Annotated in this window: 20 protein-coding genes; 8 read left to right on the top strand and 12 right to left on the bottom strand. The window is 50.8% G+C overall.

All coding sequences use genetic code 11. The features are described 5' to 3' along the window. Together H70357_RS22150 and H70357_RS22155 are read left to right on the top strand one after the other, a co-directional pair. Window positions 1–270, top strand: a complete 270-nt coding sequence (locus H70357_RS22150) for an ACT domain-containing protein (protein ID WP_019910116.1) — start codon at window positions 1–3, stop codon at window positions 268–270. A 28-nt stretch (window positions 271–298) separates the two neighbouring features. After that, the gene (locus H70357_RS22155; RefSeq protein WP_256718062.1) at window positions 299–1,654 is read left to right on the top strand and encodes a PFL family protein; all 1,356 of its coding nucleotides are present in this window, start codon (window positions 299–301) and stop codon (window positions 1,652–1,654) included. Between the two features lie 184 nt (window positions 1,655–1,838). Here the strand turns inward: H70357_RS22155 and H70357_RS22160 are convergent, their stop codons facing one another. From H70357_RS22160 to H70357_RS22170, 3 genes are all read right to left on the bottom strand, one after another. Further along, window positions 1,839–2,711: a sigma-70 family RNA polymerase sigma factor gene (locus tag H70357_RS22160; protein ID WP_052092625.1), complete on the bottom strand. Its 873-nt coding sequence runs from the start codon at window positions 2,709–2,711 to the stop codon at window positions 1,839–1,841. Window positions 2,712–2,805: 94 nt separating this feature from the next. Then, window positions 2,806–3,252 carry a carboxymuconolactone decarboxylase family protein gene (locus tag H70357_RS22165; RefSeq protein ID WP_038594213.1) on the bottom strand — a complete coding sequence of 149 codons (447 nt, stop codon included), beginning with the start codon at window positions 3,250–3,252 and terminating at the stop codon, window positions 2,806–2,808. A gap of 86 nt (window positions 3,253–3,338) precedes the next feature. After that, complete coding sequence (locus tag H70357_RS22170; protein WP_038594215.1) at window positions 3,339–4,793, bottom strand: MFS transporter; 1,455 nt, start codon at window positions 4,791–4,793, stop codon at window positions 3,339–3,341. A gap of 160 nt (window positions 4,794–4,953) precedes the next feature. Between H70357_RS22170 and H70357_RS22175 the strand changes: the two genes are divergently transcribed. Together H70357_RS22175 and H70357_RS22180 are read left to right on the top strand one after the other, a co-directional pair. Beyond that, window positions 4,954–5,379, top strand: a complete 426-nt coding sequence (locus tag H70357_RS22175; protein ID WP_038594217.1) for a MarR family winged helix-turn-helix transcriptional regulator — start codon at window positions 4,954–4,956, stop codon at window positions 5,377–5,379. Window positions 5,380–5,400: 21 nt separating this feature from the next. Next, window positions 5,401–5,985, top strand: a complete 585-nt coding sequence (locus H70357_RS22180; protein ID WP_038594220.1) for a histidine phosphatase family protein — start codon at window positions 5,401–5,403, stop codon at window positions 5,983–5,985. Window positions 5,986–6,014: 29 nt separating this feature from the next. Here the strand turns inward: H70357_RS22180 and H70357_RS22185 are convergent, their stop codons facing one another. Beyond that, complete coding sequence (locus H70357_RS22185) at window positions 6,015–6,659, bottom strand: DUF1796 family putative cysteine peptidase (RefSeq protein ID WP_038594223.1); 645 nt, start codon at window positions 6,657–6,659, stop codon at window positions 6,015–6,017. Window positions 6,660–6,815: 156 nt separating this feature from the next. Here H70357_RS22185 and H70357_RS22190 point away from each other — a divergent pair, with 156 nt between their 5' ends. Both H70357_RS22190 and H70357_RS22195 read left to right on the top strand, forming a co-directional pair. Then, window positions 6,816–7,322, top strand: coding sequence for a YbaK/EbsC family protein (locus H70357_RS22190; RefSeq protein ID WP_038594226.1), 507 nt, complete (start codon window positions 6,816–6,818; stop codon window positions 7,320–7,322). Window positions 7,323–7,324: 2 nt separating this feature from the next. After that, window positions 7,325–8,554, top strand: a complete 1,230-nt coding sequence (locus H70357_RS22195) for an MFS transporter (RefSeq protein ID WP_038600203.1) — start codon at window positions 7,325–7,327, stop codon at window positions 8,552–8,554. Window positions 8,555–9,292: 738 nt separating this feature from the next. Here the strand turns inward: H70357_RS22195 and H70357_RS22200 are convergent. The 6 genes from H70357_RS22200 to H70357_RS22225 all read right to left on the bottom strand — a co-directional run bounded on the left by H70357_RS22200 (window position 9,293) and on the right by H70357_RS22225 (window position 18,140). Beyond that, window positions 9,293–10,993 (bottom strand): extracellular solute-binding protein, encoded by a 1,701-nt coding sequence (locus tag H70357_RS22200; RefSeq protein WP_052092189.1) that lies wholly within the window; start codon window positions 10,991–10,993, stop codon window positions 9,293–9,295. Then, window positions 10,990–12,393: a response regulator transcription factor gene (locus H70357_RS22205; RefSeq protein ID WP_038594228.1), complete on the bottom strand. Its 1,404-nt coding sequence runs from the start codon at window positions 12,391–12,393 to the stop codon at window positions 10,990–10,992. The genes H70357_RS22200 and H70357_RS22205 overlap by 4 nt, the downstream gene beginning before the upstream one ends. Then, the gene (locus H70357_RS22210) at window positions 12,386–14,131 is read right to left on the bottom strand and encodes a sensor histidine kinase (protein ID WP_052092190.1); all 1,746 of its coding nucleotides are present in this window, start codon (window positions 14,129–14,131) and stop codon (window positions 12,386–12,388) included. The genes H70357_RS22205 and H70357_RS22210 overlap by 8 nt, the downstream gene beginning before the upstream one ends. 134 nt (window positions 14,132–14,265) lie before the next feature. Continuing rightward, window positions 14,266–16,101, bottom strand: coding sequence for a type 2 periplasmic-binding domain-containing protein (locus H70357_RS22215; RefSeq protein ID WP_038594231.1), 1,836 nt, complete (start codon window positions 16,099–16,101; stop codon window positions 14,266–14,268). Between the two features lie 171 nt (window positions 16,102–16,272). Continuing rightward, the gene (locus H70357_RS22220; RefSeq protein ID WP_038594234.1) at window positions 16,273–17,166 is read right to left on the bottom strand and encodes a carbohydrate ABC transporter permease; all 894 of its coding nucleotides are present in this window, start codon (window positions 17,164–17,166) and stop codon (window positions 16,273–16,275) included. A gap of 14 nt (window positions 17,167–17,180) precedes the next feature. After that, window positions 17,181–18,140 carry an ABC transporter permease gene (locus H70357_RS22225; RefSeq protein WP_038594237.1) on the bottom strand — a complete coding sequence of 320 codons (960 nt, stop codon included), beginning with the start codon at window positions 18,138–18,140 and terminating at the stop codon, window positions 17,181–17,183. Window positions 18,141–18,652: 512 nt separating this feature from the next. On the opposite strand from H70357_RS22225, the gene H70357_RS22230 reads away from it, so the two are divergent. Then, on the top strand, window positions 18,653–19,189 hold the full coding sequence (locus tag H70357_RS22230; protein ID WP_197073608.1) for a CDP-alcohol phosphatidyltransferase family protein: 537 nt from the start codon (window positions 18,653–18,655) through the stop codon (window positions 19,187–19,189). A 25-nt stretch (window positions 19,190–19,214) separates the two neighbouring features. Here H70357_RS22230 and H70357_RS22235 read toward each other — a convergent pair whose 3' ends face one another. Next, window positions 19,215–20,075 (bottom strand): aldo/keto reductase, encoded by an 861-nt coding sequence (locus H70357_RS22235; RefSeq protein WP_038594243.1) that lies wholly within the window; start codon window positions 20,073–20,075, stop codon window positions 19,215–19,217. 44 nt (window positions 20,076–20,119) lie between these two features. Beyond that, window positions 20,120–20,452 (bottom strand): ArsR/SmtB family transcription factor, encoded by a 333-nt coding sequence (locus H70357_RS22240; protein ID WP_038594246.1) that lies wholly within the window; start codon window positions 20,450–20,452, stop codon window positions 20,120–20,122. A gap of 199 nt (window positions 20,453–20,651) precedes the next feature. Between H70357_RS22240 and H70357_RS22245 the strand changes: the two genes are divergently transcribed. Beyond that, window positions 20,652–22,196, top strand: a complete 1,545-nt coding sequence (locus H70357_RS22245) for a right-handed parallel beta-helix repeat-containing protein (protein WP_038594249.1) — start codon at window positions 20,652–20,654, stop codon at window positions 22,194–22,196. The last annotated feature ends 88 nt before the right edge of the window (window positions 22,197–22,284 follow it).

A 22,284-nucleotide genomic window follows, 5' to 3' on the forward strand; every position in this document is an offset into this window, starting at 1 on the left:
TTGAAGGGGATTATAACAGTACTGGGAAAAGACAAAGTAGGGATTATCGCCAAAGTCTGTACCTACCTTGCAGGCCACAATCTGAACATTCTCGACATTTCGCAGACGATTGTGCAGGACTATTTCAACATGATGATGATTGTGGATATTTCCGCACCAAGCAAGTCCTTTGAAGAGATTGTGGAGGACCTGCAGCAGGTGGGCGAAGAAATCGGCGTTGAAATCAAGCTCCAGCACGAGGACATTTTCAATATTATGCACCGCATCTAGCTAGCAGCGAAAGGAAGAGATAGGGATGATTTCACTTGTGGAAGTGCAGGAAACGAATAAAATGATCCGCGAAATGAATCTGGATGTCCGCACCATTACGATGGGGATCAGCCTGATGGACTGCGCCCATACAGATTTGCGGGTGTTTAACCAGAATGTATACGACAAAATCACCCGGTCCGCCGAAAAGCTGGTGAAGACCGGTGAGGATCTGGAACGGCAATTCGGCGTACCGATTGTCAATAAACGGATCTCCGTCACCCCGATCTCCATTGCAGCCGGTTCCGTGCATACGGATACTTATGTGCCGGTTGCCGAAATTCTGGACAAGGCGGCCAAAGAGGTAGGCGTCAACTTTATCGGCGGCTTCTCGGCGCTTGTGCAGAAAGGCTGCACCAAAGGCGACCGGATTCTGATCGACAGCATCCCTGAAGCGCTGGCTGTGACGGAAAGAGTCTGTTCCTCTGTGAATGTAGGCTCCTCGCGCAGCGGGATCAATATGGATGCCGTGAAGCTGATGGGCGACATCATCCTCCAGACAGCGGAACGCACCAAGGACCGTGATTCCATCGGCTGCGCCAAGCTGGTTGTCTTCTGCAACGCCGTTGAGGACAACCCCTTCATGGCCGGAGCATTTCACGGCGTGGGCGAGCGGGAATGCGTGATCAACGTTGGGGTCAGCGGCCCTGGTGTAATCAAGCGCGCGCTGGAAGAAGTAAAGGGCCAGGACTTTGAAACACTATGCGAGACGATCAAACGAACCGCCTTCAAGGTGACCCGTGTAGGACAGCTTGTTGCACAGGAAGCCTCCAAACGGCTGGATGTGCCGTTCGGCATCATTGATCTGTCGCTGGCACCCACCCCTTTGGTCGGTGACTCCATCGCCGAGATTTTCCAGGTCATGGGCCTCGAAGAAGCCGGAGCACCCGGCACCACGGCAGCGCTCGCCATCCTGAACGACAACGTCAAAAAAGGCGGCGTTATGGCCTCCTCTTATGTCGGCGGACTTAGCGGCGCGTTCATCCCGGTCAGTGAAGACCATGGCATGATCCAGGCTGTTCAGCGCGGTGCGCTGACGCTGGAGAAGCTTGAAGCGATGACCTGCGTCTGCTCCGTCGGCCTCGACATGATTGCCATTCCGGGCAGCACCAGCAAAGAAACCCTCTCCGGCATTATCGCTGATGAAGCCGCAATCGGCATGGTCAATAACAAGACAACCGCCGTCCGCCTGATCCCGGTTATCGGTAAAGAAGTCGGCGAGATGGTCGAATTTGGCGGTCTGCTCGGCTACGCCCCGGTGATGGCGGTGAATCCTTTTAACTGCGCCGGGTTCGTGAACCGGGGCGGACGTATTCCCGCTCCAATCCACAGCTTCAAGAACTAATATTCCAAGTGGAAACGGCATCCGCCGTCCTCAAAAGGACGGTATCCGTTTCAGCGAGAAATAGAAGGATAATTTATAGCGTGAAGCATATAAATTCTTATATTTGCACAAAAGCGCCGCCTCACCTCATTAGGTGGGCGGCGCTCTTTTTGTAAACCAACCTGTTGATAGAACAGCCCGCGGCTTAGAAGACATGACCCAGCTTTTCCGGTCCTACAACCAGATAGAAACGCTGAATCTGCTGCCCTGCACGGTCCAGCACCAGACATAGCACGGCTTTAACCTCGCCATCCTGCCTGAATACCAGTTGATCTTCGCCATTGACCGTTTCTACAGACGGCTCCAATTCCCGCAGCCGGTTCAGCACCCGGCGCGAGGTCAAGAGTGCCAGCACTCCCTTGCGGCCAACCATCGGCCTAAGGATCGTATGGACATCCTGGCCGCCGCCGTCGGCAACAAGCACGGGATGATCGGACAGCAGTTCCAGCATCGCACTGACATCATAAGCGGTAAAAGCCTCTGTAAAGCGCCGCAGCAGGCCAGATCTCACCGTTCCCGTCCCGGGTTCGGCCATGGTTGCAGAAGGTTCGGTCTGAAGCGTGCGCTTGGCCCGGCTAAAGATTTGCCGGCAATTGGCTTCCGCTTTGCCCAGCATCTCTGCGATATCCCCATAATCGTACTGAAAGGCCTCGCGCAGTACAAATACCGCCCGTTCAGTGGGCGACAGCCGCTCAAGCAGCACCAGAAACGCATACGACAGCGTATCCTTACGTTCCGCTGCTGCCTCAGGTCCGTCACAAGGTTCGCTTACCGGCTCAGGCAGCCACTCGCCGATGTAGGTCTCTCTGCGGCTGCGCGCCGAGTTCAGCATATTCAGGCAGCGGTTGGTAATGCCTTTTGCCACATAGGCCTTCATATTGTGAATGCCGGTCCGGTCACGCCGCTGCAGCTCGGCGAAGCAATCCTGCACCGCATCCTCCGCATCAACCGCTGTTCCGAGCATCCGGTAAGCGATGGAGAAGGCGTAAGCCTTGTAACTGAGAAACAGTTCCTCCATCCCCGGTGCTTGAGATGCAGTTAACCTTGTGTCGGCCTCGTTGCTTTGTGGTTTCAATGGCACTCCTCCTGCTCCTGAATTTATCCTCAGCGATTTAGAGGCTAGCTCCCGGATACATTCCTGTAGAAATCGCTAACCGGTTCCAGCAATTGATCGTATTGATCGCCATAATCCAATCAACAAATTCTTCTTCGCTGAAATGCTCCCGGACCTTCTCATATACATCGTGGGGCACGCCGGCCTCACTGATATGTGTGACTGCTTCGGCAAGCTCAAGCAAGGCTCTCTCTTTATCCGTAAAGATCGGCGCCTCGCGCCATACCGTGACCAGCAGCAGTTTTTCCTGATAATCCCCCAGCTTCAGCAAATCCTTGGCGTGCATATCCAGGCAGAAGGCGCAGCCGTTCAGCTGGGATACCCGTATTTTGACCAGTTCAGTCAGGAGCTTATCGCTGCCCCGGCCTGCGGTATGCTGCTCCAGCGACATCATTGCCCGGAAAGCGGGCGCGTTCACTGCTCTGTAATTGAATCTCAAACTCATCATAATCTCCTCCTCAATGTGTTTACAATACTGTAGACAACCGGGCGGATTATTTTGTGACAACTACTTCAAAATATTTGTTCAAGTTAAGCTGCTGCTCTCTTGTCTCTTCTTGCCGTGATCAGCCGCCAGCCGGTAAGCAGTGCCGAGACCAGGCAAATTGCCGAGGAAGTCATAAATACAACATGCATCCCCGAGAGAAAAATATCCGGACGGCCCGGAACCAGATCGGTTACCCGATGCCCTGCCTTGCTGCTCATCACATTAAACAGGATGGAGGTGGCGATGGTGATCCCGACAACCATGCCCACATTGCGGACCAGCGAGTTGACGCTGCCTGCGGAACCGAGCTGTGTCCGCGGCACTTTGGACATGATGAGTGAATTGTTGGGCGATTGGAACAAGCCGCTGCCGACACCGAGCATCGCAATCCATAGTCCGACCAATAGCACAGAGCTTCCGTCATGCAGCCGGGCCAGCCCAAACTGGGCGATAACCATCACGATTAGTCCGGCAAAGGTCAGGAACTCGGAACCGATCTTATCGGACAAGGCTCCGCTGACCGGCGAAACCACCACCATGCAGATCGGAAACAGCATAAGCAGAAATCCGGCATAAAAAGGCGACAGATTCAGCATGTTCTGCGCATAGAACGGGGCAATGATGTTGAAGCAAAAGTTGGCCACGAACACAAGAAATGCGCACAAAATGCTGAGTGAGAATAAGGGGTTCTTGAACAGCGAAAGCTGCAGCAGCGGCTCCGCGCGGCGCAATTCTACGGTAATAAAAGCAATAAATGCAGCAACTGCGATGATCAGCGCCGTGAGGATGCGGGCATCCCCATACCCAAGCTGCTGCCCGAGCAGCAATCCGGCAAACAGCGTTAGGATAAACACCGCGAACAGCATGCTTCCGGGAATGTCGATTTTCGATTTTACCCGTACCAGATCCTTAGGCAGAACCTTCCATCCAAGCACAACGGCAATCAGGCCAATCGGAAGGTTTACCCAGAAAATATATTCCCAGCCCAGTGTTGAAACAATAATCCCGCCCAAACTCGGTCCGGCGATACTCCCCAGCGATACGAAGGTGCCGATAAGTCCCAGCGCTTTGCCCCGCTCTGTAGCCGGGAAAATATCCGTCACAATCCCCTGGCTGTTCGCCATGGTCATGGAGGCCCCGATCGCCTGAATCACACGCGATATTATAAGGAAAGGCAGACTTGTGCTCAGCCCGCAGAGCAGCGAGCCGACGATAAAGACGATCGTGCCGATTTTGAAAATCCGGATCTTGCCGAGCATATCTCCAAGCTTCCCGAAAAGCAGGATGACTGCGCAAATAGCCATCAGATACCCTGTCGTTACCCATTCGACCTGAGCTACCGGCAGGTTCAGCTGCTTCACCAGCACGGGCAAAGCAATATTGACAATACTTCCGTCGAGCGTTGACATAAAGGTAAAAAGATTTAAGACGATCAAGATAATCCAGCGTTTCTTCTGGATGGCGGCATCATCCTGATAGGTTGCGGCAATGGAACTCATAACTAACACCCTCTTGAATCAGTTTTTAGAGATAGTTGCACGCGCAACTATCTGACATTCCCCAGTGTACCGCAAACTAGTTGCGCACGCAACGACTTTGTTGTAATATTTTGAGCAGATAAAGGGTTGCAACAGCATTTAACCTAAAGAGGTGTCATTTTTGAAAAAAGAACCGATTGGCAAGTTGATTTCCAACCTTCAGCGTCAAAACCAGAAATATTTAGCCCGGCAGTTGGCTCCTTATGGGATCGGCGGCGGCGGGCAGCACAACTTTCTTAAGCTGATCCTTGGCCATCCTGGAATTACCCAGGATCAAATGACAAATGAGATGAAGTTCGATAAAGCAACAACCGCCCGGTCCGTCAAACATCTTGAGCATTTGGGTTATATTGAACGGAGAACCGATCCGAAAGACCGGCGCTCTTCGCTCCTGTATCCGACCGCTAAGACACTTGAGTTCGCACCGGTATTTCAAGCTATAATGGATGAACTTAACCGCAAGCTTTCGGCCAATTTAACGGAGGAGGAAGCAGATCTATTGGTTACTCTGCTCCAAAAGATCAGCATAAATTCCGGAGAGTTGTGATTCGGGGAGGGGGAGGATTGGATGGTCTTGATCGGATTCATCAGACACGGCATTACCGATTGGAATGTGCAGGGGAAGGCGCTGGGCTTGTCCGATCAACCGCTAAATGAGGAAGGCAGACAGCAGGCTGAAGCTTTGGCAGACCGACTGCTGAAAGAGCCTTGGGATATGATCATCTCCAGCAATTTGTCCCGTGCACAGGAAACTGCAGGAATCATTGCTGCTGCAGCTGGAATCCCGGTATGTCTGACCGATGACAGATTACGCGAGATCGACTGCGGACAGATCGAAGGAATGACGGAAGAAGAACGAATCAACAAATGGGGGCTTCGTTGGCGTGATCTTAACCTGGGAATGGAGAGTGTCCATGACACTGCTGCCAGGGGCGCCTCTTTCCTGGAAGAGATTCATTCCAGTTATATTGCCAAGAACATCCTGGCAGTCAGCCACGGTGCGTTAATCGGGTTAACGTTGCAGCATTTGCTACCACTTCAATTTACTGCAACTCATATGAGAAATACTTCTCTGACCCTGCTCACCAAAGCAAACGGCCGGTGGCAATGTGACTTATACAATTGCGTGAATCATCTGTCAACGATGCACTAAGGGCAGATCATTTAATTAACGCCAGCTGACTATACCAGGCTAACACCCTCCAGAATTAAGTCCCAGGTCTCATTGTCCCCGGTCCGGTTCGGAATGCTCAGTGAACTGATGCCGGGTAGTCCCCACTCGTTATCGATCACTGAATCCAGTCCGTCCACTCCGTTTACGATCAGAATATGGAAGGTTCCCAACGTTAACGAGCCCAGCGCTTTTTGAAGCTGCAGTGACTGTTCATAAGTACTTCCCCAGCGGATGAACAACGCCTTCCGGCTGACAATCAGCTGATCCAGCAAGCGCTGGCTGCGTATGTCGATTTTATCCTTAAAGCCCGGATACACGGAGCCCCACTCCTGCTCCCCGAGAATAGGAAAATCATGAACGGAAATCACATAATAATAGTAATCTTTTATAAAATACGATCGGACCGGCATTACAACTTCATTCTCCACGAAGACATCGTCCCCTTCGTCCGGCACCTCATTCGGCAGCTCCATGTATTCCGGGAATCGTCGGCTGAGCAGCAGGTTCACATCTGTATGGGATAACGAAACAACCCAGTCCAGAGGCGATGAAAAAGTCCTTAAACCCCATCTGCGCAAATGCGCCGCCGGTTCGCAAGAACTTCCCAGGCATACAATGCAATCATAAGCCCCCTTGATCTCCTCAAACCTCATCTGTCCTCACCTCTATCCTGTTTTTGTATTATTTAATGCCCTTGAGCCAAAAATGCTTGGATGCTAGATTAGGAATGTTTTGCCCATGCATAAAAAACAAGTTAAAATGTAAACCAAATGAAAAAATAATGAACTTTCAGAAAGGAAGCAAGGCTCATGTCGATTGTAAGTGTAAAAGAACATTTCCGTACCTTTAACAAAGAGCAGGATGTACTGGAGTTTGCCACTTCCAGCGCTACCGTAGAAATGGCGGCGGCGACGATTGGGGTAATTCCTGCCCGTATAGCCAAAACCTTGTCCTTCCGCGGGGTAAATGACGATGCCATTCTGGTCGTTGCTGCAGGAGACGCCAAGGTCGACAACAAGAAATTCAGAGAAGTCTTCGGTTTCAAGGCGAGAATGCTCAGTCCCGATGAAGTTCTGGAGCAGACGGGTCATGAGATCGGAGGGGTTTGTCCATTTGGCCTCACCCGGGAGCTTAAAGTTTATCTGGATATTTCCATGCAGCGCTTCGATACGCTGTTTCCGGCCTGTGGCAGCACCAATTCTGCGATTGAGCTGACCTGTGATGAACTAGCACTGTACTCTAAAAGTACGGACTGGGTGGACGTGTGCAAAGGCTGGGATGAGCCGCCACTGTCCGGGGACGGACAAGCCTTATGAAGATGAATCCGGCCAAGGGCCACACATCGCCATCGCAGCGAAAGGAACGGTTTCCGCTGTCACTTCTCTGTCTTACCCTTGGCGCATTTGCGATTGGCATGACCGAGTTTATCATCATGGGGCTTCTGCCCAATGTTGCGCATGACCTCGGGGTAACCATTCCGCAAGCCGGACAGCTTATTACCAGCTATGCGCTTGGTGTAGCCATCGGCGCACCTATTCTGACTATCTTTACGCACCGGTTGCCGCAGAAGCAGCTGCTCGTCATTCTGATGTGCATTTTTATATTCGGCAATGCTGTGTCGGTGATTGCGCCTACCTACACGCTGCTGATTATCGCCCGCATTCTTACCGCCTTCGCGCACGGGACCTTCCTGGGGGTAGGCACAATCATTGCCGCCAGATTGGTAAGGCCGGAGAAACGGGCCGGGGCCGTATCAGTCGTGCTTGCGGGCTTGACCGTCGCTAATATTATCGGAGTGCCGTTCGGCACCTTTATCGGCCAGCAGCTCGGCTGGCGGGCCTCCTTCGGGGCCATTACCGTGCTGGGCATCGTCTCATTGTTCGGTATTATCCGGTTTATTCCCGTGATTGTCCAGGAGCAGACTGCCAATCTCCGCGAACAGGTGCGCGGTCTGGTGAATCCGAAGGTGCTGCTGATTCTGCTCACCGGAGCGCTGGGCTGCGGCAGCCTGTTCTCGCTCTTCACTTACATCACGCCAATGCTGGAGAACATTACCGGCTTTGCCGAACATCATGTCACCTGGATTCTCGTACTGTTCGGAGTTGGCGTCACCATCGGAAATATTGCCGGCGGCAAGCTGGCTGACTGGAAACTCATGCCGTCACTGATGGTCAACTTCGGCGTGCTCGCACTGATTATCTCTATGTTCACGCTGACGCTGCACAATCCGGTGCTTACAATTATTAATATCTTCCTTTGGGGAATCGCGGCGTTCGGCATTATGCCCGGCATCCAGCTGCGGATCATGAACCTGGCGCATAAAGCGCCGCTGCTGGCCACAACCTCAAGCCATTCCGCACTTAATCTGGGCAATGCGGCAGGTGCTTATCTCGGCGGGGTCGCCATCAATTCATTCGGCCTATCCTCGATTCCCTGGCTTGCCGCTGCCCTTGCAGTGCTGGCCTTGGCCGGTGCTTGGCTCAGCTACCTGTCAACGAGCGGCCGTGCCGGAGCCGTTGTTTCCGGCGATATAACCGCCGCTCCGTAAGGAGCAGCGGGGGGAATATTCTTTTGGGTTAGACGAATGGTTTGGACAAGACAGAAGGCCGGATTTCCCTGATGGGAACTCCGGCCTTCTGTCTGTTCGGGTGCTACGGGCAGCGGAAGCATTTTTCACCGGAATACGAGCATTTACAAGCTGATGGGAGTACTCATAGCGGCTGATCAACCTGGAACGTAGCACTACTCACAGCTGCTGATCAACCTGGAACGTAGCACTGTACTCACAGCTGCTAATCAACCTGGAACGTAGTACTGTACTCACAGCTGCTAATCAACCTGTGAAGTAGCACTTACTCATAGTTGCCTACTTTCTACAATGTTTTCTATCCTTACGGACTCAGATGCAGCTATTGTGGAAAAACAAGATGATTAATACCACAAGCGGACTCAGGTGCAGCTATTCCTTCGATCACAGCCATAATCCGCATCAAGATCAGCATATAACGTCACTGGAGTCCGAATGTCCAAATAAACACATGATCTATCTTAAATAAGGACGCTGGGGTCCGAAAGCTTGTTTATACAACACTGGAACTGTTTGAGGTCACTCACTCGAAACCAAATGTCTAATTGCACTCCACCTGTAATCTCCTTACATACGTCATCCTTTACGTTTACGTCACTTTAACTCTCAGTCAACACCAGAACGGCGCCTTATTCCATCCTTTACTCCCTATCCACTCCCCCCAACCATCCTTTCCATGACCGCGACCGCCAAAGCCCGCTATTCCGCCATATCGCTCATTTGCTCCGCCTCTCTGCTTTTCACGATCACGTTGACTTCTTGGGTGATCTGATCCCCGCCCTGCCTTTTCCATTCCGCCACAAAAGTATCAAAGCTGCTCACCGGCGTATCACCGACGATAATGTTCAGGAAGGTCTCGCTCTCCAGCTTCTGTAGCGCCGGCCATACACTCTGCATATGGGCTGTGCTGCCATAAAAAACGCTGCGCACACCCTCGATCGCCGTCGTGGACAATACAGCTGCCCCGTATTTGTATGAATTGGCTGCTTTCCAGCCCTCCAGATTCTTCTTCGGCTGCTCCTCCTCGGCGAGCCACCGCTCATAGATGACCCTGGTATCCGGGTCGAGCAGATCCGGGTCGATCTTGCCGTGCAGCGCCTGCTGAATGTCCGCATAATGCTTCTCAATAGCGCCGGAATAATCAATCAGCAGATCAAACGGGTAATACGCACGCGGCTGAATGCCGGTCTGCGCCGAGAAGTCATCCAGTTTCTTGACTTCCCCCGTGTTGGGGTCCCGTCTTCTCTCCAGCCGGGTGAAGACGTTGAGCAGCTTCATAACGGCTTCGGGATGCTCATACCCTTTGCGGACGACCAGATAGCGGTCAGTTACCGGCGCCATATGCGCGACGAATTTGCCTGCGCTGTCCAGCGGCGCGGCATAGGCCCGCCATTCCGCCTTTGTATCAAGCGCCACTGCCTCTGACAGCGGATAGTAGGGCATCCACCACGGGCCGAAGAACATCCCCGCATTGCCGGAGATAATCGGCTCCTGCGTTTCTTTGTACAGCGCAAATTCAGGGTCGATTAGGCCGCGTTTGTACCAGTCGGCCAGCTTGGCCAATGCTTCTTTGGTTTCCGGTGCAACTGACCCGTAAACAATCTCGCCGCTGCCCGTTCTGATCCAGTTGGTAGGAAAAGCGTGAAAGGCGCTGAACACGGAGTCTAAGCCATTCACATGCGGCTTGGTTCCGTACACGATATTTTTGTAAGCGCTAAGCCCCAGCGTATCCCGTTTACCGTTGCCGTCAGGGTCCCGTTCAACAAACGCCTTCGCGATGGCTTCAATATCCTCAAAGGTCCGTGGAGCCGGAAGCTCCAGCTTGTCGAGCCAATCCTGGCGGATCCAGAGCAGCGACAGGGAATCCGCATTGATCGCCACATTCGGCAGCCCGTACAGCTTACCGTTGCGGGAGGCATCGCCAAGCGCCTCGCCTTTGGTCGAATCATACATATCCTTAATCAGCTCTGAGCCGTATTGCTCGTATGTTGCGGTCAGATCCGCAATCATATCGCTGTCGATCAATTTTTTTAATTGATCCCTGTCCACCACCACGGCATCGGGCAAATCATTGCTGTCGATAGCCAGCTGCACTTTTTGATTAAACGGCTCCTCGCCTTTTGCCTCCCAGGAGTGGATAACCCTGATGTTCGTGAGGCTCTCCAGATACCGGGAAATCGGGTTATTATCATTGCTGTCGCCGGTGTTCAGCCGGGAATCAGGCACTTTGAACCCTACGCGCATTACGACCGGGTCTTCATATCTGCCATAAGCAGCAGTTTCGGCGGCACCGCCGCCCGGTTCGCTCCCTGCGGAATCCGACGGCCCCCTGCTGCCTTGGCATGCCGGCAGACAAAGCAGCAGCAAGGCGGAGATGTAAACAGTAAGCCTCTTCGTCAAGTCCTCATCCCCTCCGCACGGTATTCACTCGGCAGCTTGCCGACCCGATCCCGGAACAGCCTGCTGAAATAACGGTCATCCTCAAAGCCTGATTTGCAGGCAATCTCGCAAATGGGTTCATTACTTTCAAGCAGCAGCGATTTGGCCAGATTCAGACGCATCTCCCGCAGACTCTCCCCAAAGCTCTCCCCGGCAAAGCGGGCGAAGCATTGGCTGAAATAGCCGCGGCTCATATTGACAGCGGCTGCAACATCGCTTTGATTGATTTTGTCCCCGGCATGGCTTCGCATATAACGGACAGCACGGATGAGGCAGAGCATCACCTCTTTGCTCAGGCCCAGCTCAATCATCCGCCGCTGCGCATGATCGGAGAACTGCCGCAGCCAGTGTTTCCATTGGCACCAGTTCAGGTTATTCCCTGCCGCCGCTTGCAGCTGCGCCGTCTCCTCGGGCTTCAGCAGCAGAGCCCCCCAATTCCCGAGCAGTGCATACCCAAAGTCGGAAACCCGCTGCGGTGAAGGCTGCTGTGTCACTACTCCGGCCATAAAAGTCTCCCATCCGCCCCGGTCTATCGTCCATCTGAGATTCAGTGCTCCTTGTAGTACATCTTTCTCATCACTGAAGATCGTTGCTTCTGATGCCATTACTTTAAGCTCGGCATAGTTCAGTCTGGCCGGTTCCTCGGCTCCGCCGGAATAGAACAGCGCATGTTGCGCTGACAGCCCTAGGATCTTCTCCACTTCCTGCAGGCTTTGATCCCGCAGTCCGCTCACCAGCGCCGTCTGCCAGCGGCTCCCAAGCACTTGCTTGAGCTCACGGCTGCCATCTTCCTCCGCAAACCGCTGGTGCAGCGGCGTGATCCACATGTCCTGAAAAGTGATCAGCGGATGGTTCTTCACCACCGAGAGCTGAAACAGCTCTTCCTCGCTGGCCCGGGGGTCCAGCGGCAGATAGAGCAGCGCCTTGTCCGCAGCGATAATCCTGCCCTCGCTGCGGCTAAGCGACTCCCGGTTGCTGTCCTCCCATTTGATCCGTTCAACCAAACGGCGGATCGTCTCATCCGCATTTTCCACCTCCAGCAGTGTCTTCACGATGTAATCAACCGCACCCAGGCGCAGCGCCTCCTGCACATAATCAAATTCATGATGGCAGGTCAGCACTACACAGCGGATAGCTGGGAACCGCTGCCGCACCTGCCGGATGAGATCAAACCCGGACATCCCCGGCATCGTGAGATCGACAAACAGCAAATCGGTCTCCTGCTCGCGGAGCAGGGCCAGCGCGGCGTTGCCGTCCCCGGCCTCGCCGACAATGACAACTCCAAAGGACGACCAGTCAATCAGCGAGATGAAGCCTTTGCGCACAAGCCGCTCGTCATCGACCACAACAGCCTTAATCATCGAAGTCCTCCTTGCTTTTCTTAGGTATGATAATGGATACACATGTGCCTTCCCCCGGGTTGCTGGCAATTTGCAGCGTCATCTGCTCTCCGTAATACATCCTCAGCATCCGCATGACGTAGGAGAAGCCGATGCCGAGTCCCCGCTTTCTGGCACCGTCATCCGAGAGCAGCTCTTCAATCTTGTCAGGGGCCATTCCCGTTCCGTTATCCTTCACACACAGCAGAATTTCATCTACATCATGCGCAGTAATTATAACCTCGACCTTCCCGTTATCGCTGAGCCCGTGATAAATCGAATTTTCGACCAGCGGCTGAAGCAGAAAACGTGGGACCGCAGCGGACAGCACATCTTCCTCCGCTTGCACGTTGAACTCAAATTCATAATCGTAACGGATGCGCTGAAGCTCCATATAATTGCGGATGGCTTCGATTTCTTCACCGATCGTAACAATAATGCTCTGTTTGCCGAGATTGTAATGCAGCACCTTCACCAGCAGCGTGACCAGCTTGTCAATTTCCTTCTGCCCGTTCAGCCGGGCGAGCCACTGCACCGTGTTCAGGGTATTGTGCAGGAAATGCGGGTTGATCTGGCTGAGCAGCTTCTCAATCTCAAACTGGCTTTTCTGCTTCTCATTGCGGGCTACGGCCAGCAGCAGATCGTTGACCTGATCCTTCATCTGCTGAAAGTTGCTCAGTACAAAGTCGAACTCCTCCACATTCGTGAAGGCAACAGGCGCGGTAACATTTTCAGCCATGCGGATAATTTCCATGTTGACTTTGCGCAGAGGGCCATAAATCCGCTTCCAGATCAGCCAGGCCAGAAATCCGGCAAAGAGCAGTGTGGAGAGGGCGAGCAGAATCATTTTGTAGAACCAGGAGTAAATTTCGCTGTTAAATACCGACTTCTTCACGACAGCCACCAGCTTCCAGCCCTGCGGACTCTCGTATCGGAACAGATGGTAGCCGTCCAGCTCCTCATGCGGAAGCCCCGAAGATTTCCCGGCTGCTTTGACGATCTTTCCGGGCAGCTTGCCATCGATGACATGGGTAAGTGTGCCGCTCTGGTTGACCAGCAGATGATTTACCTTCATTCCATAGGCTTCCTGCTTGAAAATTTTGCGCAGCAGACTGTAGTTCGTCTCCAGATAGATATACAGCTGATGCTGGCCGCTCACCCTGACAATCCGCTGCTCGGAGAAAACCACGTTATCGCCTACAGCATACATCGTGCCATGCGGCCCGTAATAATCAGCTCCGTTATAGCGCATAAAAGAAGGCAGCGTGCTGATATCAAAGTTCCTCCGCGCGCTCATGTTGGTAAACAACACCGGGTCATCGCTGCCCGGCATGATATAGGCAGTTAACCCTATGTAAGGATTGGTGAAGTTGACCAGATTAATCTTCTGGTTGATCGAACTCATAATCTGCGATTTGCGGTAAATCTGCTTCTCCAGCAGAAAAGAAGACATTTCCTCCACAATCTGGCCGTCAAGCGCAAACTGCTTGGAGGCAAAATCAAGATTGTCGATGGCATTCTCCAGGCTGAGCGCCTCCTGGCGCAGGCTTGCGCTGATCCCGCTGCCGATTTTCCCCGAAAGAATCGAAAAAATGGAAGTGTAGGATACAATTCCGACGATCAGGAGCGGCAGCAGCGTACCGATCAGCAAATAAATCACCAAGGTAGTCCGCAAAGATTTGACTGCCGGCGTATGGCTCCCTGGCTTCGTTCTGCTCATTTTCCGTATCCTCTCTTCTTTTTGTAAGCGTTTTATATAATAGAATTAGAATACCAGATTTAACCTGAACTGAAAATAATAAGGCAGAACAGCTTAACGCGCCGCCCTGCCTTATCTTTATGCTTTGCCCCTGCTTACTTTACACTTTTGCGGGCCTCGAACAGCTCCTCCGCTTTTTTGACCGAAAATTCAATAACGTCGGCATAGCCGAGACCGTTGACCTTGTCATGCATTTCCTTGTTCAGCTTGTCAAATTCAGCCTGATTTTTGGCAAAAACCATTTTCCAGGAAATCTGCTGAATGACTGTACCGATCTGTTTATTTTTCTGCTCCAGCGTTTTATCCATAATCAGCGGCTCTTTGCCGGTGAAGCCCTGCGGCGCAACGGCAAGCAGATTGTTTTTCTCAAAGTATTCCTTAGCCGTCAGCACGCCCATCTTTGCTCTCCAGTCACTGTCAAGCTTCGATGGATTGCGTTCCAGTGTTGTCTTCCACAGATTGTGGTCATACGGCTCGCTTGTCTCGGGATTCTCCATCGCCGGAACAACAAACGAGAAGTTCATCTGATTCGACCCGTAATAATAGTCACCGCCGCCGAATTCTTCAGGTACTTGGGTGTTCTGCTGGTCAGTGTAAGCCTTCCAACCGAAATCGGTGACTACTGGCTGGCCATTGCTGTTAATATCCCAGGTCAAGCCCTTAGGCCCGTTAGGTACAGCTGTTCCGCTGCCTGCCGAGAGCATCGCGCCTTCCGGTGTATACATCCAATTGAGGAACTCCATAATCCGCGCAGGCTCCTTGGCTTTTGCTCCGATGGAGATAATACCGTTGCCGCCGTACACATTGAAGCCTGTTGAATACATCAGCTCATCCTTGAACGGTACCAGTGCAAAACCTTTGCCTTCTGCCGTTCTTTCCGCAGTATTGTAGTTGGCGGCACCCAGCCACGGGAACCAGGAGAACAGCATACGGCCATCCTTGTATTTCGCCACCACATCATCAAATTTCTGGGTCAGGGAGTCAGGATCGAGCAGCCCCATTTGATTGGCCTCGTAATACAGCTTGAGCGACTTCATGTACCAGCTGTCCTCGGAGAGGAAATCATAATATTTCTCTTCATCGGCTTTAACGTAGACTGCAGTATCGGGGATTTCATCATAGCCCAGCATGTTGGCGAATTGCTTTGCCAGCGTCATTTTGTAGTTGCCGTCCCAGTCGGACCAGAGCGAGAAGGCATAGGTTTTTTTGCCTTGCTCATTCTTCGGCTCAAGCTCCTGCATCTTTTTCAGTACCGGCAGGTAATCCTCAATGGTTTTAATCTCCGGTGCCCCGATTTGCTGGTACAGATCCCAGCGTAAATCCGGTCCCCAAGTCATATCCTTGCCTTCGGAAGGGCCGGAAGGATTGGTAGCAACACTGTTTCCGATGCCATAGACTGCGCTGCCCCCGCCAAAGGCAACTTTAGCCTTCTCCACAGCTTTCGGGAATTGCTTCATGATATCGGTGCCGTATTTGTCAAGCAGCCCATCCTGCGTCCAGTCCAACAGCAGCTTTCCTTTGATCGCATTGGGATAGTGGTTTTTATCATCCCCGAAGACGATGATATCTCCAAGATCGCCGGAAGCCATCATCGCCGAGATTTTGGTGTCCCCGCCGGTCAGGTTGGAGGCGACAATATCCAGCTCGATATTGAATTTATCCTTGATGACCTTAGCGAACCAGCCGGTCTGCGGACCCGCATAGTTGGCGGTTGTTGAGAATACCGTCAGCTTCAGCGGTTTGGAATGATCAAGTGCGCCGTCATCCGGTGCTGCGGTTTCTTTTGCCGCATTCGTAGCCTCGGTGACCGGTTTATCTGTACTCTCCGCTTTGCCCCCATTGCCTGAATTCCCGTTTCCGCCGCCGCAGGCTGCCAGAACGAACACCATGATGGCGCTCAGCAGAAGCAGCGATAACCTTCTGAACTTCATAGCTTGTTACCCCCTAAAAGTTTTGTGAGAATCTGCTCCTCTTGAATCTGCATCGAACAAAACTCGTTTCGTAAGCATACGCTATAAGTTTTGTGTACATTTGCATAAGTGCAAGCTCCGCCACAGGCAGAGCCGGACTCCATTCCTGTTCCTTGCAGCTGCTGCCTTGTGTCAGCCCTTGACTGCGCCGATCATAATGCCTTTGACAAAAAAACGCTGGAAAAACGGATACACAATCAGAATCGGCAGTACCACAATCATCGTTACTGTCATCCGGACCGAGGTCGGGGTTTGCATGTTCTGGACGCTGGCCGCCATATCTGGTGAATTGCGGATCAGCGCTGCCAGCGAACTGGACTCATTTAAGTAACGCCAGAGCAGAAACTGCAGAGTGTAATATTTCGTATCCGTCATCAGAAATGCGGTATCAATGAAAGAATTCCACTGGCTTACCGCCGAAAATATCGTAATCGTAGCCAGTATCGGCGTCGTCAGCGGGACAATAATACTCCAGAACACCCGCAGATAACCTGCTCCATCCATGCTAGCGGATTCCTCCAGTGAAGGCGGGATCGCCTCCACAAAGGTTTTGACCAGAATAATATTGAAGGGCGTAATGATCGTCGGCAGAATATAAGCCAGATAATTGTTGGTCAGATGCAGGTTGTGCATCGTAATGTACCAGGGAATCAGCCCGGCGCTGAAATACATCGTGACCACGACGCTGCGGTACCAGATTTGCCGGCCCCACATCTCCTTTTTGGTGAAGAGATACCCCAGGAAAGCCGAAGCACCCACAGTCAGCATTGTGCCGACTACTGTACGGTAGACCGACACCAGCGCTGCATGACTGAGCCCGCTGATCCGCAGCACCTTGAAGTAGTTGTCGAAATGGATCTCACGCGGATAATATTTGATATAGCCTGCCGCACTGAGATCATTGGAGCTGATCGTGTTGATGAACAGATAATAGAACGGATAAATGCAGCTCAGGGTGAACAATCCAAAGAGCAGATAGTTAATTCCCTGGAACAGGGCATCGCCGGGCTTTAGCTTTTTTCGCAAGTGGAGTCACCCCCTTAAATGATAGATTCGTCGCGCACCACTCTCGACAGCGTATTGGCCGCGAACAGCAGAATAACGCTGACGACCGATTTCAGCATGCTGACCGCCGTGGCGAACGGGAAGTTGTTGGCAAAAGCGATATTGTACACATACAGGTCCAGCACTTCGATGGCATCCTTGTTCATTGCGTTCTGGAAGGCAAAATACTGTTCCATCCCGTTATTCACAAAGTTCCCGATCGAGAGCAGCAGCAGTACAAAAAAGGTAGGGATAAGACCGGGCACGGTAATATGCCAAATTTTGCGGAACCGGCTGGCTCCGTCCACCTCTGCCGCTTCATACAGCTCCTGGTCAATGCCTGCAATCGCCGCCAAATACAGGATTGCCCCCCACCCGAGCGATTTCCACCAGTACCAGGCAATCATCGTGACCCAGATATTCGAACTGGAAGCAAGAAAATTGTATCCCTCATCGACTATGCCCAACTGCACGAGTATGCCGCTCACCACCCCGCTATCTACGGAAAACAGCGAGAACGCCAGCGCATAGACGAGAATCCAGCTGATGAAATTCGGAATCGTGGTCAGTGTCTGTACGAACTTGCGGTACCAGCCCGACTTAATCTCGGTGAGCAGTATCGCAAAAATGACCGGAAAAACAGAGGTTATCAGCCCCAGGGAGCTCATCGCCACCGTGTTCTTCAGCACGCGCAGCACTTCGGCGGTCTGCGTCGGATTCGAAACCATAGTCCGGAACCATTTCAGCCCGACATACGGCGTGTCCGACAGCGGAATGCCGGGGATGAAATCATAGAACGCGTAGATCCATCCGCTGATCGGCAAATAGTAGAAAATAAAGGTCACAACAAGAAACGGAAGCGCCATGAGAAACAGCTTGTGTTTGTTCTGCAGCTTCCTGCGGGATGGACGGACCGGCTCCACTCCGCGAAGCAGCTCTTCGGAAGGTACCCCCATATCGGAATCTCCTATATCCAGATTTTGTTTACGCTTTCATCCTACCAGACCTAAGCACACCGCCGGGAGAGAGGACAGATCGCCTTTCCGTGAGAGCTGTAGCACAGTTTCGGACCATTTTCGCAGGGGATTAGACCATTTTCACAAGGTGATGCCAAAAGAAACAGACCGCCGGGAACCGGTGGCCTGTTTACAGTTCTATTGTGAAATTATGAATTGCACATGAAGACGGTAACTGGGATGATTATCTCATCAATCAAATGAAGGGGACACATCCTTCATATACAGTTTGAACTTAAGATCTTTCGATTTTGGGTTACTGTCGTAACTGCGGAGAATGTTTGGACTTCCGGCCGCTGTTGTCTGCAGATTTCTTGATTTTATTCCGCTGTTCGCGGTTGAAATCCACAGACAAAGGCGGACGCTAACGCTCCGTAAGTATCCAAACTTCCCCTCCGTCACTTCCACCCTTTTTAAATTTCCAAGTTCAATGTTCATAGGAGGTTATGCCGTTGTTAAAAAATACTGCAAATATCCTCTCAATCAGCCGGATCGTGCTCTTGCCTGCCTTGTTTTTCACTTACGGCAATGCCCTGCTCTTTACGGTAGTTTATCTGGCTTGCGGGCTTAGCGATGTGTTGGACGGGTATATAGCCCGTAAGACCAAAAGTGAAAGTACCTTGGGCGCGAAGCTGGACTCCATTGCAGACCTCGGCTTTTTTGCTGTAGTTATGGTGTCGATCATTTTCAAGAATGGGAATGAAATATTAGAATATCTGCCATGGATCGTAACCATCATACTCATTCGCATGGCCAACCTGGCCATTGCGGCGTATAAATATCATTCTTTTGCCATCCTGCATACCTGGGGAAACAAACTCGCCGGTTTTTTGCTTTTTGCAACCCCGCTCATCCTTCACTTGGATCAAACGGCATGGCTTTTGCCGGTATGTTTCACCGCCGTTCTGTCGGCAGCGGAAGAGAGCATTATTCACCTTTCCTCCACCGAACTTGATTTGAACAGAGCCAGCCTCTTTTACAAAAAATAAATGAATAGCTCGTCTGTTTTGGAATTCATCTAATAAATAGCTTCATCAACTTAACATAAAACGGATTCACTATGTATCCGGTCGGGTTTACTGAGTACCTTTTACCCGTATTTAATCGGTTGACCTTCTCCATCTCTTCTGCGGTTAATTCAAAGTCGAATATTTCGCTGTTTTCTTTTATCCTTTTGGGGTTTGAAGATTTGGGGATTACAATAATCCCCCGCTGCAGATGCCAACGCAAAATAACTTGCGCCGCCGACTTTTTGTGATGACGAGCAATTTCCGCTAACTCCTTACGCTCCAGCAGTGCTTTGTTACCTTGCCCCAATGGCCCCCAGGCTTCATGCGAAATTCGATGCTGCACAAGATAATCATGCAATTCGTTTTGTGGAAATTCCGGATGGGTCTCGATTTGGTTAATCATCGGTGGAATTCTGGAATGCGCCATAAGATGTTCAAGATGTTGTATCTCAAAATTCGCAACGCCGAGAACTTTGATTTTCCCTTCGGAGTATAATTCCTCCATGGCTTTCCATGCCTCAACGTAATGAGGACTAGCAAAATGAATCAGGTACATATCGAGATACTCTACTTTAAGTTTTTTGCAGGTATGTTCAAAGGCCTTTTTCGTCGCGTTATAACCGAGATCCGTCGTCCACACTTTTGAGGTAATAAAAAATTGTTCCCGGGGGATCCCGCTTTTTTGAATCTCCAAACCGAGCGCTTCTTCGTTTCCATAAATTTTGGCCGTATCGAAATGACGATAGCCAACACGAATCGCCTCGCGAATTGCCCTTTCGAATTGTTCTCCTTTTTTGATTTTATACACACCAAAACCCAATTGTGGAATTTTGACGCCGTTCTTTGCTTCAATTACATTGTTCATTCTGGGTTCGTCCTCCTCTATTTTTGAAAATTAATCCTCATCTGTCATTCGCACTGTGAGAGCAGGATCTCAATTTCATCCACGAGATTTTTCAGCAGCTTTAGCTTGCTTGTAACGTCCAGACGATAATAATTCTTGGCCCCTTCTTTACGAACACTTATAATTTGTGCATCCTTCAATATTCTTAAGTGATGGGAAACAGCCGGACGGGAAAGATGGGTTCTCTCCTTAATTTCACCCACCCGCATGCCAGGATATTGTTGTCCTTGAATCAGGGTCATGAGAATGGCTTGCCTGGTTTCATCTCCGATTGCAGTTAATACCTTTTGATTATTTTTAAATTCGTTTGTGAGATTAGCTATGATCTCTTGTTTCACATGATTCTCCCCCTTTCTTGATTCAAGTGTTTAATTCTTTCGACGGATAAAGGATAACACACGTCTCTTTTTCGAAGCCACATCGGGAAAGAAAATCGAGACCAATTTATAATCATTTACTTGATGGCGAATAAGAGCCTCTTCCGGATGGCTGTAGTATAATTACAAGAAAATATTCAGGGAGGGCAGATCCAGCTCAATGCAAACAAAGCATAAATTTTTCATACTGAGTTTGGTAGTTGCAACCGTAATGATTATGCTGTTGCAATTACGTACCACTTCTACTTCCGCAGCTGCTCCTACTTATTTTGTAGACTCCAAAGGCAACGATGATAACGCAGGCACCAAAAAATCTCCCTGGAGAACGCTCCAGCATGCAGCAGACTCCGCAAAACCGGGCAGCACGGTGTATGTAAGAGGAGTCGTCTATAAGCAAAAGCTTAAAATAAGCCGTTCAGGCTCGGCCCGGGAGGGTTCGATCACGTTCGCTAATTTCCCGCAGGAAAGAGCAATCCTTGATGGCAGCGGACTTTCTGTCACAGGACAACAAGGCCTGATTGAGATTGAAAATGCCAGCTATATCACGATAAAGGGGTTTGAAATCCGTAATTTCAGCACAGCAACAACAGAGCAATTGCCAATAGGTATATTTGTCCACGGTTCAGGTAGCTATATTAAGATACTGAATAACAAAGTACATGATATCAAAAATACCGCAACACCAGCCGGCAGTGACCTGCTTGGCCGGGATGCTCACGGTATCGCTGTATATGGCACTAATGCTCCCGCCTCCATTCATGATGTAACGATAGAAGGTAATGAGCTTTATAGGCTGGTACTGGGTTCAAGCGAGTCCCTTGTTATCAACGGAAATGTCGATACTTTTGCCGTGACGAACAATCTCATTCATGATAATGACAATATCGGTATCGATCTCATCGGCTTCGAAGGAACGGCGCCGCATCCCTCCTACGATCAAGTGAGAAACGGATTAGTCAGTGGCAATAGAGTATATAACATCACATCCAACTTTAACCCTTCTTACGGTACATCACTTCCTAACCATAGCAACGCGGCTGGCGGTATTTACATCGATGGGGGAAAAGGCAGCGTTATTGAACGAAATTACAGTTACAACAACGATATTGGCATTGAAATTGCCAGTGAACATGCAGGGAAATCCACAAGCGAGGTTACCGTGCGGAGCAACATAGTCTACAGTAACCGGTATACGGGAATAGCGCTGGGCGGATACGATATGGAACGAGGTTCAACAGTAAATTGCAAGATCATCAACAATACCCTATATCACAATAATTCGTTAAATGATGGCAGTGGTGAAATTTTGCTACAGTACGATACCAAAAATAATATGATGACCAATAATATCATCTTTGCGAATTCATCGAATGTCTTCATCTATAACGAACAGAAGAAAAACTCGGGAAATGTAGTGGACTACAATCTTTATTACGCTCCCGGAGACGTATCGACAGCAAGTTGGATTTGGAAAAACCAGGAGTATATCGGTTTCTCCACCTATAAGGCCCGCACCGGAAATGATAGCCACTCTGTATTTACCGCTCCTGGATTTGTGGATCAAGACTCACATGATTTTCACCTTAGAGCTGCTTCCGCCGCAATCGATGCGGGTAAATCTTACAGTTTCATCATCAAAACCTTGGACATCGACGGTCAAGCAAGACAACGGGGAGCATCAGTTAACATAGGGGCCGATGAGTAACGGCTCACGTGCGTCCGATAGTCTTTTCTCACTATTAGGAAAAAAAGTTCAACCTGCTGGAGACGGGATAAGTAATTATGTAAATATT

The sequence above is a fragment of the Paenibacillus sp. FSL H7-0357 genome (genome assembly GCF_000758525.1).
GTDB lineage: Bacteria > Bacillota > Bacilli > Paenibacillales > Paenibacillaceae > Paenibacillus_AQ.

Excerpts from the sequence above, each read along its gene's own strand:
- H70357_RS22170 (WP_038594215.1), bottom strand. The coding sequence starts at position 4,793 with ATGAGTTCCATTGCCGCAACCTATCAGGATGATGCCGCCATCCAGAAG.
- H70357_RS22215 (WP_038594231.1), bottom strand. The coding sequence starts at position 16,101 with ATGAAGTTCAGAAGGTTATCGCTGCTTCTGCTGAGCGCCATCATGGTG.
- H70357_RS22245 (WP_038594249.1), top strand. The coding sequence starts at position 20,652 with ATGCAAACAAAGCATAAATTTTTCATACTGAGTTTGGTAGTTGCAACC.
- H70357_RS22165 (WP_038594213.1), bottom strand. The coding sequence starts at position 3,252 with ATGAGTTTGAGATTCAATTACAGAGCAGTGAACGCGCCCGCTTTCCGG.
- H70357_RS22225 (WP_038594237.1), bottom strand. The coding sequence starts at position 18,140 with ATGGGGGTACCTTCCGAAGAGCTGCTTCGCGGAGTGGAGCCGGTCCGT.
- H70357_RS22235 (WP_038594243.1), bottom strand. The coding sequence starts at position 20,075 with ATGAACAATGTAATTGAAGCAAAGAACGGCGTCAAAATTCCACAATTG.
- H70357_RS22205 (WP_038594228.1), bottom strand. The coding sequence starts at position 12,393 with ATGATTAAGGCTGTTGTGGTCGATGACGAGCGGCTTGTGCGCAAAGGC.
- H70357_RS22160 (WP_052092625.1), bottom strand. The coding sequence starts at position 2,711 with ATGGAGGAACTGTTTCTCAGTTACAAGGCTTACGCCTTCTCCATCGCT.
- H70357_RS22180 (WP_038594220.1), top strand. The coding sequence starts at position 5,401 with ATGGTCTTGATCGGATTCATCAGACACGGCATTACCGATTGGAATGTG.
- H70357_RS22210 (WP_052092190.1), bottom strand. The coding sequence starts at position 14,131 with ATGAGCAGAACGAAGCCAGGGAGCCATACGCCGGCAGTCAAATCTTTG.
- H70357_RS22190 (WP_038594226.1), top strand. The coding sequence starts at position 6,816 with ATGTCGATTGTAAGTGTAAAAGAACATTTCCGTACCTTTAACAAAGAG.
- H70357_RS22195 (WP_038600203.1), top strand. The coding sequence starts at position 7,325 with ATGAATCCGGCCAAGGGCCACACATCGCCATCGCAGCGAAAGGAACGG.
- H70357_RS22185 (WP_038594223.1), bottom strand. The coding sequence starts at position 6,659 with ATGAGGTTTGAGGAGATCAAGGGGGCTTATGATTGCATTGTATGCCTG.